This is a genomic window from Streptomyces sp. NRRL F-4489, assembly GCF_001509485.1.
In the GTDB taxonomy this organism is placed as follows: domain Bacteria; phylum Actinomycetota; class Actinomycetes; order Streptomycetales; family Streptomycetaceae; genus Streptomyces.
Genome location: NZ_LLZI01000269.1, coordinates 1 through 11,671, shown reverse-complemented (window position 1 = coordinate 11,671; position 11,671 = coordinate 1). Strand labels below are relative to the sequence as shown.

Genomic DNA, 11,671 nt, shown 5'->3' with positions numbered 1-11,671 from the left:
CCGCGGCGGCGGCCCCGGTCCGTTCACCGCGGCCGCCGCCCATCCGGTGCACCGCCGCGCAGGAGCCCGTTCGCTCCGCAGACCGGAGAAACCCATGGACCTCACCACCTCGATACCCGACACACCCCCGCCACCGGCCACCCGCTCGGTCTCCGGCAAGGCGGTCCGCCCCGGCGACCGGATCTTCCTCGGCCTCTCCCGCGGCTCCGGCATCGCGCTCCTGGTGATCATGGCCGCCATCGCGGCCTTCCTCACCTACCGCTCGATCCTCGCCATCTCGGGCGACCACGCGAACTTCCTCACCACCCTCGACTGGAACGCCACCGGCACCGAGCCGAAGTTCGGCATCGCGGTCCTGGCCTTCGGCACCGTCGTCAGCTCGGTCATCGCGATGGCCCTCGCGGTCCCGGTCGCGGTCGGCATCGCGCTGTTCATCTCGCACTACGCGCCCCGCAGGCTCGCCTCGCCGCTGGGCTACGTCATCGACCTGCTCGCCGCCGTCCCCAGCATCGTCTACGGCCTGTGGGGCGCGCTCTTCCTCGTCCCGCACCTCGGCGGCCTCTACAGCTGGCTGAACGACGTCCTGGGCTGGACCGGCATCCTCAGCTACGGCGGCGGGGCCGCCCGCTCGCTGTTCACCGTCGGCATCCTGCTGGCGATCATGGTGCTGCCGATCGTGACCAGCGTCAGCCGGGAGGTCTTCCTCCAGGTGCCGCGGATGCACGAGGAGGCCGCGCTGGCGCTCGGCGCCACCCGCTGGGAGGTGATCCGGACGGCGGTCCTGCCCTTCGGCCGCTCCGGCGTCATCAGCGCCTCCATGCTGGGCCTGGGCCGGGCGCTGGGCGAGACGATGGCGGTCGCCACCGTCCTCTCCCCGAGCTTCCTGATCAACGCCAGTCTGCTGGACCCGGGGGGCGGCACCTTCGCCCAGAACATCGCCGGGAAGTTCAGCGAGGCCGACACCTTCGGCCAGGACGCCCTGATCGCCTCCGGCCTCGTCCTCTTCGTGATCACCCTGCTCGTCAACGGCGCGGCGCGAATGATCATCGCCCGGCGCAAGGAGTACTCGGGGGCCAACTCATGAGCGTCGCCACCAGCCACCGCAAGGTCGCCGAGCCGCGCACCCCGCTCGCGCTCACCAAGTCCAAGCTCCCGCGCTGGACGCTGCCGGCCCTGGCCGCCGCCGCCCTCGCCGCCGGCTGCGGCACCGGGCTGGCCGCCGGCCTGGACTCCGCCGTCCAGTGGGGCCTGCTGGCCGCGCTGCTCTTCGTCGCCGCCACGTTCGCGCTGACCGCGGCCGTGGAGGGCGTCCGGCAGGCCAAGGACCGGCTGGCCACCAGCGCCGTGTGGACCGCCTTCCTGCTCGCCGTGGTGCCGCTCGCCTCGCTGCTGTGGGAGACCGCGGCCCGCGGCAGCAAGGTCCTGGACGGCTACTTCCTGTCCCATTCGATGGGCACGCTGCCGGACGCGATGCCCGGCGGCGGCGTCTACCACGCGATCATCGGCACCCTGGAGCAGGTCGGGCTGGCGGCCCTGATCGCCGCCCCGCTCGGCCTGCTGACCGCGATCTACCTCGTCGAGTACGGCCGCGGCCGGCTCGCCCGGACCGTCACCTTCTTCGTCGACGTGATGACCGGCATCCCCTCGATCGTCGCCGGCCTGTTCGTGCTGTCGGTGTGGATCCTGATCCTCGGCTTCGGCCCGTCCGGCTTCGCCGGGGCGATGGCGCTGGCGATCCTGATGATGCCGGTGGTGGTCCGCTCCACCGAGGAGATGCTCAAGCTCGTCCCGAACGAGCTGCGCGAGGCGTCGCTGGCCCTCGGCGTCCCGAAGTGGCGCACCATCCTCCGGATCGTCCTGCCCACCTCGCTCGGCGGCATCACCACCGGCGTGATGCTCGCCGTCGCCCGCATCACCGGCGAGACCGCCCCGGTGCTGCTGCTGGTCTGGGGCGCCAAGACGATCAACAACAACCCCTTCGACGGCGCCCAGCAGTCCCTGCCGCTCTACGTCTTCCAGCAGTGGCAGCAGGGCTCCGACGCCTCCTACGACCGGGCCTGGGCCGCGGCACTCGTGCTGATCGCCTTCGTCATGGTCCTGAACCTCCTGGCCCGCGGCATCGCCCGCTGGAAGGCCCCCGCGACCCGCCGCTGACCGAGCCGTCGGCAGAAAGAAAGCAGTGATCCCATGGCCAAGCGAATCGACGTCAGCGGCCTGAACGCGTACTACGGCGCCCACAAGGCCATCGACGACATCTCCATGAGCATCGAGCCGCGCTCGGTGACCGCCTTCATCGGCCCGTCCGGCTGCGGCAAGTCGACCTTCCTGCGCACCCTGAACCGCATGCACGAGGTCACCCCCGGCGGCCGCGTCGAGGGCAAGGTGATGCTGGACTCCGAGGACCTCTACGGCCCCGGCGTCGACCCGGTCGCGGTCCGCCGCACCGTCGGCATGGTCTTCCAGCGCCCGAACCCGTTCCCCACCATGTCGATCTTCGACAATGTCGCGGCCGGTCTGCGGCTCAACGGCACGTACAAGAAGAGCCGCCTGGCGGACATCGTCGAGAAGTCGCTGCGCGGCGCCAACCTCTGGAACGAGGTCAAGGACCGGCTCAACAAGCCCGGCTCCGGCCTCTCCGGCGGCCAGCAGCAGCGGCTGTGCATCGCCCGCGCCATCGCCGTCGAACCGCAGGTGCTGCTGATGGACGAGCCCTGCTCGGCGCTCGACCCGATCTCCACCCTCGCCATCGAGGACCTCATCGGGGAGCTGAAGGAGCGCTTCACCATCGTCATCGTCACCCACAACATGCAGCAGGCCGCGCGGGTCTCGGACCGCACCGCGTTCTTCAACCTCGCGGCGGTCGGCAAGCCCGGCAAGCTGATCGAGATCGACGACACCGAGCGGATCTTCTCCAACCCGTCGGTCCAGGCCACCGAGGACTACATCTCCGGCCGCTTCGGCTGACCGCCCGGCCGCCCCAGCTGTCCCGGGGTGCTGCATGGCGGTGCCACCACGGGACGAAGGGCCCGCCCCCGCAACCCGGGGACGGGCCCTTTCGCCTGCCGTGCCGCGCCGGCGCCCGGCCGTCAGCCGAAGGCCAGCTTGATCAGCCAGAACGCCAGCGCCGCGACCAGCGCCGCGGCCGGCATGGTGATGAACCAGCCCATCACGATGTTCTTGGCCACGCCCCAGCGCACCGCGCGCGGCCGCTTGGTCGAGCCGACACCCATGATCGACGCGGTGATGACGTGGGTGGTGGAGATCGGCGCGTGGAAGAGGAACGACGCCACGTACATCACCGAGGCCGAGGTGGTCTCGGCGGCGAAGCCCTGCGGCGGGTCCAGTTCGATGATCCGGCGGCCCAGCGTCCGCATGATCCGCCAGCCGCCCGCGTACGTACCGAGCGACATGGTGATCGCGCAGGCCAGCTTCACCCACAGCGGGATGGCGTCGTCGGCCTTCTCCACGTCGGCGATGACCAGCGCCATCACCACGACACCCATGGTCTTCTGGGCGTCCTGGAGGCCGTGCCCGAGCGCCATACCGGCCGCCGAGACGGTCTGCGCGATCCGGAAGCCGCGCTTGGCCTTGTGCGGATTGGCCTTCCGGAACAGCCAGAGGATCACGACCATGACCAGATAGCCGAGCACCAGCCCGATGACGGGCGAGATGAACATCGGCAGGACGACCTTCTGCACCACCCCGGACCAGATCACCTGCGTCCCGCCGGCCAGCGCCGCGCCGACCATGCCGCCGAACAGCGCGTGCGAGGACGACGACGGCAGCCCGAAGTACCAGGTGACGAGGTTCCAGACCACCGCGCCGAGCAGCGCGGCGAAGAGGATGCCCATCCCCTTGGCGCCGTGCGGGGTCGCGATCAGCCCCTCGCTGACCGTCTTGGCGACACCGCTGCCGAGGAACGCCCCGGCGAGGTTCATCACGGCCGCCATCGCCAGCGCGGCACGCGGGGTCAGCGCCCGCGTCGAGACCGAGGTCGCGATCGCGTTCGCCGAGTCGTGGAAGCCGTTGGTATAGGTGAAACCGAGCGCGACCGCAATGGTCACGATGAGCGCGACAGTGTCCATGGCGTAGGGCTCAGGACTCCTTGACCGCGATGGTTTCGACCGTGTTGGCGACGTGCTCGAAGGCGTCCGCGGCTTCCTCCAGGATGTCCACGATCTGCTTGAGCTTGAGCACCTCGATGGCGTCGTACTTGCCGTTGAAGAGGTGCGCGAGCAGCTTGCGGTGGATCTGGTCGGCCTGGTTCTCCAGGCGGTTGACCTCGATCCAGTACTCGGTGAGGTTGGACATCGTGCGGAGGTTCGGCATCGCCTCGGCGGTCAGCTCGGCCGCCCGCGCCAGCACCTCGATCTGCTGGTCGATGCCCTTCGGCAGCTCCTCGATCTTGTAGAGGACGACGAGATCGACGGCCTCCTCCATGAAGTCCATGATGTCGTCGAGCGAGGAGGCGAGGGCGTAGATGTCCTCGCGGTCGAACGGCGTGATGAACGAGGAGTTCAGCTGGTGGAAGATCGCGTGGGTCGCGTCGTCCCCCGCGTGCTCCGCGGCCCGCATCCGTTCGGCGATCTCGGCCCGTGCGGAGGTGTCCGCCCCGAGCAGTTCCATCAGGAGTTTGGAGCCGGTGACGATGTTGTCGGCGGACGCCGCGAACATGTCGTAGAAGCTCGTCTCCCTGGGGGTCAGACGAAAGCGCACGTGAAATCCTCGGGGTACATCGGATTCGGTCGAGTTGATGCTAGGCGCATCATCCAGCCACAGCTAACCGGCATTCCTTCAGTGTCGCCCATCGGGCAGCATGCTCTGCACGGGGTACCGCGGGCGCCCGCGAACTTCGGTACCATATACCCGCCGGGGGTATATGAATCGCCTCAATACCACGGGAGACGGCCATGACGACCACGGATGCGGACACCAGCGGCACCACCGCGGCCGCCGCGGCCTGCCACGGCCCTGGGCCCGAGTCCGGGGCCGGCGCTGTGACCGATACCGCTGCGGGGAATCCGGCGCCGGGCGGCCACGGCTACGCCAAGCAAAAGGACGCGCACATCAAGCGACTGCGGCGGATCGAGGGCCAGATCCGCGGCCTCCAGCGGATGCTGGAGGAGGACGTCTACTGCATCGACATACTCACCCAGGTCTCGGCCAGCACCAAGGGGCTGCAGTCCTTCGGCCTCCAGCTGCTGGAGGAGCACCTGCGGCACTGCGTCGCGGACGCGGCCGCCAAGGGGCCGGACGCGATCGACGCCAAGGTCCAGGAGGCGACGAAGGCGATCGAGCGGATGCTGCGGAGCTGAAGCCGCCGGGCGGGCGCGGTCAGGCCCCCGGAGCCGCCGGCTCCCCGCCGGCCGCGTCCGGCCGCGCGTCCCGCGCCGCCTCGACGCGCAGCAGTTCGTCGATCCGGTCCGTGCTGAGCCGCTCCTCGCTCGCGGCCGCCGCCGCGATCATCAGCTCCCCGGTCAGGTCGATCTCGGCCAGCGCCACCGGGTCCTGGAGCGTCGGCCGGCGATGGGCGGCCACGTCCGACACCTCCTCCTCCGAGCGCCTCCCCACGCCGCGTGGTTAACGCCAGGGTAGGGACGGGCGCCCGCCCCGCACATGGCACGGAAGGACCATTTCCGCGGCAGGGGTGGGGGGAGCCGGCCGCCGGGGACCGACCTCCGGGGACGGGCCTACGAGGGCGGCGCCGAGGCGATCTTCCCCGTATAGATGGCGTCCCGCTCCGGCAGCCGCACCGCCACCGGCACCCCGAACCCGTACAGCTCGGTCGTGGACGTCACCGACGCCCCCTTCGGCCGCCCGTTGGCGAACCGGAACCGCTCGCGGACCTTGCGCAGCCGCCCGGCGTCGTCCAGATACGCGTCGAACGGCACCACCCCGGTGGTGAACCCTTTTTCCGCCGCCAGCAGCGCCGGCCGGCTCCGCGCGGACGCCGCCCCGGCCGCCACCGCCAGATCGGTCGTCCCCCGGTAGTGCCGCACCACCACCCCGCGCAGCCGCTCCTCGCCCTGGTACGTCACCTGGCGCGCCCCGCGGAGGAGTTCCGCGGCGGCCAGCGGATCGGTGGCACCGCCGGTGACGAGATTGCCGTCCGGCAGCGCGGCGGTGTCCACCCGCACCCACTTGCCGGCCGGCACCCCGGCCCCGCGGTTCTTCATGAACAGCGCACCGGGCGCCAGGATCTCGGTGATCGGCTGATGGCCGCCGCTGGGCTTGCCCGCGAGGTCCGGCAGCACCACCCGCAGCTGCCCGGTGCCGGCCGCGAAGTCGTAGCCGCCGGCGCCCCGGATCGCCACCCGCGTCCCGCCGCTGACCGTCTCCATCGCCGTCCGCACCTTGGCGGTGCCGGCCCGCACCAGCGCGTCGGCGCAGCGCCGCAGCTCCACCGCGGCCGCCGCCCGCCGGGGCGCCGCCTGGTCGTCCGCGGCCGCGCCGTCCGGTGAGCAGCCCGTCGCCAGCAGCCCGGCCATCAGCCCCGTCCCGCACGCCACGGCCGCGGCGACCGCGCCGCCTCGCCTGTCCTGCACCACCATGCGTACGAGCCCCCTCGGCCGCTGTGCTCGGGACCGCCTGGGCCGGCCGGTCCGCTCGGGACGGTCGGACGTCCCGCCGCCGGCTCGTCCGGTGGGCGTCGACCGATCCGTTCAACGACCGTTCCGGGGCCTCGTCACGCAACGCCACCTGGGCCGCGTAGCGTGAGCGGGTGGCCGAAAACGACGCGCACCGCACCTTCACCACCGAGCGTGGTTCGTTCTGTCTGGCCCGCTGCGACTGCGGCTGGACCGGGATGGCCCGCCGGGCGCGCTCGCAGGCGCGCGCCGACGCCGAGCGCCATCTGGCCGGCGTAGGGGTGGCCGGTTCTGACGCCGCTTCGGGTCCCGCCGCGGAGCGCCCCGTGGAATGACGCGGTCCGTTCGGGAACCCGCGGGCCCCCGCGCCGCATCTGGAGAGGCAGGGCCACAACAGCACCGCGCGGCAACGGACTTCCCCGCGGTACCGGGCGGCCCGGGGGACGGACCGTACGACAACCAAGGGGGATTCATCCCAGTGAAGCGGCGCACACTCCTGACGGCCGGCGGCACACTCGCGGCCACCTCTCTCGCCTGGACCACCGGCTGCGACGGCGGCCCGGCGGCGGGCACCGGCGCCGCCTCCGCCTCCGGCCCGGCCGGCGCGATGACCGCCGCGGCCGCCGCCAAGAGCCCGGCCGGCCAGGCCGCCTGGAGCGCGCTCGGCAAGGGCCTGGACGGTGAGCTGATACGCCCCTCCGACGCCGCCTACGCCGCCGCCCGCCGCCTCTACAACACCCGCTTCGACGGCCTGAAACCGTCCGCCGTCGCCTACGTCCGGCACCCCGGCGACATCGCCGAGTGCCTGGCCTTCGCCCGCCGCTACGCCGCCCCGGTCGCCATCCGCAGCGGCGGCCACTCGTACGCCGGCTTCTCCAGCGGGAACGGCAAGCTGGTCATCGACGTCTCCGCGCTCGCCTCCGTCGGCGCGCCGTCCGGCGGTATCGCCCGGATCGGCGCCGGCGCCAAACTCATCGACGTCTACCGGGGCCTGGCCGCGCACGGCGTGACGGTCCCCGGCGGGTCCTGCCCCACGGTCGGGATATCCGGCCTGACCCTCGGCGGCGGCCACGGCGTGGTCTCCCGGGCGTACGGGCTGACCTGCGACAGCCTGGTCGGCGCGACCGTCGTCACGGCCGACGGGAAGACCGTGGACTGCGACGCCGGCCACCACCCCGACCTCTTCTGGGCGCTGCGCGGCGCCGGCAACGGCAACTTCGGCGTGGTCACCGAACTCCGCTTCCGCACCCACCCGGCGCCCCGCGCGGTGCGGGCCTACATGTCCTGGCCGTGGTCGAAGGCGGCGGCGGTGCTGAGCTCCTGGCAGACCTGGGGCCCGGACCAGCCGGACGAGATATGGTCCACCGCGCACGTCGACGCCCGGCCCGGCGCCACCCCGGCGGTCTCCGTCGCGGCGTTCTCGCTGGGCGGCTACCGCGACCTCCAGAACGCCGTCGACCGGCTCGCCGACCGGCCCGGCGGCCCCGGCCCGGCCACCCGCGTCACCCTCACCCCGAGCGGCTACCTGGACGCCATGGAGGCGTACGCGGGCTGCTCGTCGAAGGCCGGCGCGCAGTGCCATATGCCGGGCACGCTGCCCGGCCACACCGGGTCCGGGAAGCTGGGCCGGGAGACGTACGCGGCCCGCTCGCACTTCTTCGACCGCTCGCTGTCCGCGGCCGGTGTGCAGACCCTGCTGGCGCAGATCGAGGCCGGCGGCCGCAAGGGCGTCGCCGGGAACGTCGCGCTGACCGCGCTGGGCGGGGCCGTCAACCGGGTGGGCGCCGGCGCCACGGCGTTCGTCCACCGCCGGTCCCGCTTCCTCGCGCAGTACCTGGCGTCCTGGCCGGCCGGCGGCTCCGGCGCGGCCGGCACCGCGTGGCTGGACGCCTGCCACGGCGCGCTGCGCCGCCACTCCTCGGGCGCGGCGTACCAGAACTACACCGACGCCGCGCTGACCGACTGGAAGTCGGCGTACTACGGGGCGGCCGCCGCGCGCCTGGACGCGGTCAAGCGGAGCTACGACCCGCAGCGGCTGTTCAGCACCTTCCCCCAGGCGCTCTGAGGCGGGGCGGGCCCCCGACTACGCCGATGACCCGGTCCCCCGCGGCGGGGGCCGGGCCATCGGGCCGCGTCCGGGGCTGTCAGGCCGCCAGGTCCTTGTCGCGGTCGTGGTGGTGACGCGGCGCCGGCTCGGCGGCCACCACCGGGCCGTGCTCCAGGCCGTGCTCCGGGTTGTGCTCCAGGCGGTTGTCGACAGCGCGCTCCGGGCCGCTCTCCGCCGTACCGCCCCGGGCCCGCACCAGCCACCGCACCGGGGACCGGCCGACCGCCGCCGCCATCGGCCCCAGCGCCGCCTGCGCGAGCGGCGCCAGCAGCAGCGCCACCGCCGTCCCCAGGGCGAATCCGCCGATCACATCGGTCGGGTAGTGGACGCCCATGTAGACCCGGCAGAAGCCCTCCAGCAGCGCCAGTCCGATCCCGATCAGGCCGTAGCGGCGGTGCGCGATGAACAGGCCGACGCCGACGGCCATGGTGAGCGTGGCGTGGTCGCTGACGAACGAGAAGTCGCTCTTGCCGGGGATCAGCACCGCCAGCCCGGCGTGGTCCTTGAACGGCCGCGGCCGCTCGACGAAGCCGCGGATCGGGATGTTGGCCAGCAGCGCCAGCCCGGCGGCCAGCGGCGCCCACACCACCCCGGCGACCGCGGCCGGGGCGTCCGGCCGCCGGCGGGCGGACCACCAGGCGATCAGGCACAGCACCGCGAGGGCGGCGATCAGGCCGTACTCACCGATGAACTCCATCGCGTGGTTCACCCACCGCGGGGCGTCCTTCGCGAGGCCGTTGATGCCGTCGAGCACGTCGACGTCGGGGTTCGGCCCCTCGAGTGCGAGTCCAGCCATCTGCGGTGGCCCCTTGTCTTCCGCGCGCGCGAGCGCCGTTGTGTGCTGCCTGCCCCCGTTGCCGATCCGTGTGGTCGTCAAGCGTGCTGCCGTGTCCCCACGCCAGGAAAACGCGCGGCCCGCCCCCGGCGTTCCACTTTCCACGGGATGATCACCAGGACGTTATCGAAGCTTGACACGTCCTCGCAGTTCAGGACCTATGTTCACCCGCCGTTCCCGGCCGGGAGCGCTTTCGCGCCATCGGACGTCACGCGGGTGGCGCCGATGTAGTCCGGTGTGTCGATCTTGTCGAACCGGATCACCGCCCCCGTGTAGGGCGCGTTGATCATGTACCCGCCGCCCACGTAGATCCCGACGTGGTGGATGGAGCGCGGGTCGTTCAGGTCGTACGCGAAGAACACCAGATCGCCCGGGAGGAGTTCGTTCCGCTTCGGGTGCGGGCCGGCGTTCCACTGGTCGTTGGCGACCCGGGGCAGCTCGATGCCCACCGAGTGGTACGCGGCCTTGGTCAGCCCGGAGCAGTCGAACCGGCCGCCCTGGTCGGGCGTGCCGTTGCCGCCCCACAGATACGGCGTACCGAGCTTCTCCTGGGCGTAGTAGATGGCCGCGGCGGCCTGCCGGGAGGGCGCGACCGGCCCGGCCGGCGCGGCGAAGCTCTTGGCGAGCGTGGTGATGGTCTTGACGTAATTCTGCGTCTCGCGGTACGGGGGCACGCCGTGGTATTGGATGACGCGGTACGCGCCCGCGTTGTACGCCGCGAGCATGTTGGCGGTGGCGTCGCCCGGCGCGTCCTTCACATAGCGGGCCAGCTCGCAGTCGTACGAGGCGGCCGACGGAATGGCGTCCTCCGGGTCCCAGATGTCCTTCTTGCCGTCGCCGTTGCCGTCGACGCCGTGGGTGGCCCACGTCCCCGGGATGAACTGCGCGATCCCGCGCGCGTCGGCCGGGCTCTGGGCCCGGGCGTTCCAGCCGCTCTCCTGGTAGAGCTGGGCCGCCAGCAGCGCCGGGCTGATCTCCGGGCAGAGCGTGCCCCACTTCTGCACCAGCGGCTGGTACGCGGCCGGCACCGCGCCCTTGGCCAGCCCGACCGCCCGGCCGGCCGTCCCGGCCAGGCCCGCCGCCGCTCCGTACGTACCGATCACCAGCAGCCCGACCAGACAGAGCATCAGCCCCGCGCCGAGCCCGGTGGCCACCCAGAATTTCCGCACCCCCCAACCCTCCCCTATTCAGGCGCGGTTCACAGCCCATTCTCCGGCCTCCGCGCGCGGTGCCGCCGCACCGCGGCGCACGGGGCGGCGCAGGGGGCGGCGCAGGGGGCGCGTCGAACGGTGTGCGATTCCCGTCACATCCCCGCCCGGGCCGCCCCGCACCGCCCTGGAAGTCATTGCTCAGCGTTATCGCCCGTGATACACACGGTGAGACAAAGGGGTCCGGCGGGCGGCGGACGGCGCCGCGCACCCGGCACGGGCACCGGATCCGCCGCGGAAAGCCGCACGGAAAGCCGCCGAGTCGGCAGCCGGCGGCTGCTTTGTCGGCGAAGATGGAGACCGACCGCGCCGTCCGGCGCGGCCCGGCAACTACCCATAATGGGGCGGTGAGTTCACACATGTTCATTGCGGCCGAAAAGGGCGACATCACCACCATCATCGGCGGAATCGCCCCGGACTGGGGACCGTTCGGCAGCCTGGGCCACGAGGCCCGTGTGATGGTCGAAGTGATCATGGCGGTGGCGATCATCCTCTGCCTCGGCATCGCCATCTGGGGCGCCGCCAAGCAGCGCATCGGCGCCACCGCGCTCCGCGACACCTTCAGCGCCGAGCAGGGCAAGGGCCTGATCGTGGCCGGTCTGACCGGCGTCTTCATCATCGGGTCCCTGGGCACGCTCTTCACCATCGTGTACGGGATGGCGGTCTAGGGCCGGTCGTCGAACTCCCGCGCCCGGACGGCGGGAGTTCGACGACAGGTCCGGGGCCGCCCGGTCCTCCGCGCGAGCGCCCTCCGGCGGCCGGCACCCCGGCCGCGGGGCGCTCCGCGGTGCGTACGGGCGCGGCGGCGCGGCGGCGCGGGTGCCACCCTCCCGCCCCGGCCCGCCGCGCCCGGCCACCGCACCGCGCACACCGGCAACCACCCGTCCCGCCGCCGCTCCCCGTGCGCCCCCGCCCGGCCCCCGGCCGCCGTCCC

At 72.6% G+C, this 11,671-nt stretch carries 13 protein-coding genes; 7 read left to right on the top strand and 6 right to left on the bottom strand.

Features of this window, described 5'->3' with window-relative positions; all coding sequences use genetic code 11:
- Positions 1-94 precede the first annotated feature (94 nt).
- From pstC to pstB, 3 genes are read left to right on the top strand one after another with little or no spacing between them, the layout of a single operon-like run.
- Entirely contained in the window at positions 95-1,084 is a 990-nt protein-coding gene (gene pstC / locus ADL22_RS29065) for a phosphate ABC transporter permease subunit PstC (RefSeq protein WP_066986366.1), read from the top strand.
- Positions 1,081-2,154, top strand: a complete 1,074-nt coding sequence (gene pstA, locus ADL22_RS29060) for a phosphate ABC transporter permease PstA (protein WP_066986363.1) — start codon at positions 1,081-1,083, stop codon at positions 2,152-2,154. The genes pstC and pstA overlap by 4 nt, the downstream gene beginning before the upstream one ends.
- A 33-nt stretch (positions 2,155-2,187) precedes the next feature.
- On the top strand, positions 2,188-2,964 hold the full coding sequence (gene pstB / locus ADL22_RS29055) for a phosphate ABC transporter ATP-binding protein PstB (protein WP_066986360.1): 777 nt from the start codon (positions 2,188-2,190) through the stop codon (positions 2,962-2,964).
- A 122-nt stretch (positions 2,965-3,086) separates the two neighbouring features.
- On the opposite strand, the gene ADL22_RS29050 is transcribed toward pstB, so the two are convergent.
- Both ADL22_RS29050 and ADL22_RS29045 read right to left on the bottom strand, forming a co-directional pair.
- Positions 3,087-4,085: an inorganic phosphate transporter gene (locus tag ADL22_RS29050; protein WP_066986357.1), complete on the bottom strand. Its 999-nt coding sequence runs from the start codon at positions 4,083-4,085 to the stop codon at positions 3,087-3,089.
- 10 nt (positions 4,086-4,095) lie between these two features.
- The gene (locus tag ADL22_RS29045; RefSeq protein WP_066986353.1) at positions 4,096-4,716 is read right to left on the bottom strand and encodes a DUF47 domain-containing protein; all 621 of its coding nucleotides are present in this window, start codon (positions 4,714-4,716) and stop codon (positions 4,096-4,098) included.
- A 194-nt stretch (positions 4,717-4,910) separates the two neighbouring features.
- Here ADL22_RS29045 and ADL22_RS36505 point away from each other — a divergent pair, with 194 nt between their 5' ends.
- On the top strand, positions 4,911-5,315 hold the full coding sequence (locus ADL22_RS36505) for a metal-sensitive transcriptional regulator (protein WP_066986350.1): 405 nt from the start codon (positions 4,911-4,913) through the stop codon (positions 5,313-5,315).
- A gap of 19 nt (positions 5,316-5,334) precedes the next feature.
- Here ADL22_RS36505 and ADL22_RS29035 read toward each other — a convergent pair whose 3' ends face one another.
- Both ADL22_RS29035 and ADL22_RS29030 read right to left on the bottom strand, forming a co-directional pair.
- Positions 5,335-5,547: a hypothetical protein gene (locus tag ADL22_RS29035; RefSeq protein WP_079064511.1), complete on the bottom strand. Its 213-nt coding sequence runs from the start codon at positions 5,545-5,547 to the stop codon at positions 5,335-5,337.
- 143 nt (positions 5,548-5,690) lie between these two features.
- Positions 5,691-6,551, bottom strand: coding sequence for a hypothetical protein (locus tag ADL22_RS29030; protein ID WP_066986347.1), 861 nt, complete (start codon positions 6,549-6,551; stop codon positions 5,691-5,693).
- Between the two features lie 170 nt (positions 6,552-6,721).
- On the opposite strand from ADL22_RS29030, the gene ADL22_RS29025 reads away from it, so the two are divergent.
- Positions 6,722-6,922, top strand: a complete 201-nt coding sequence (locus ADL22_RS29025; protein WP_066986344.1) for a hypothetical protein — start codon at positions 6,722-6,724, stop codon at positions 6,920-6,922.
- Positions 6,923-7,065: 143 nt separating this feature from the next.
- Positions 7,066-8,652 carry an FAD-binding oxidoreductase gene (locus ADL22_RS29020; RefSeq protein WP_066986341.1) on the top strand — a complete coding sequence of 529 codons (1,587 nt, stop codon included), beginning with the start codon at positions 7,066-7,068 and terminating at the stop codon, positions 8,650-8,652.
- A gap of 79 nt (positions 8,653-8,731) precedes the next feature.
- On the opposite strand, the gene ADL22_RS29015 is transcribed toward ADL22_RS29020, so the two are convergent.
- Together ADL22_RS29015 and ADL22_RS29010 are read right to left on the bottom strand one after the other, a co-directional pair.
- The gene (locus ADL22_RS29015) at positions 8,732-9,490 is read right to left on the bottom strand and encodes a phosphatase PAP2 family protein (RefSeq protein WP_066986338.1); all 759 of its coding nucleotides are present in this window, start codon (positions 9,488-9,490) and stop codon (positions 8,732-8,734) included.
- Positions 9,491-9,693: 203 nt separating this feature from the next.
- Positions 9,694-10,698, bottom strand: coding sequence for a bifunctional lytic transglycosylase/C40 family peptidase (locus ADL22_RS29010; protein ID WP_066986334.1), 1,005 nt, complete (start codon positions 10,696-10,698; stop codon positions 9,694-9,696).
- Between the two features lie 398 nt (positions 10,699-11,096).
- Here ADL22_RS29010 and ADL22_RS29005 point away from each other — a divergent pair, with 398 nt between their 5' ends.
- Entirely contained in the window at positions 11,097-11,405 is a 309-nt protein-coding gene (locus tag ADL22_RS29005) for a hypothetical protein (RefSeq protein WP_066986332.1), read from the top strand.
- Positions 11,406-11,671: the final 266 nt, after the last annotated feature.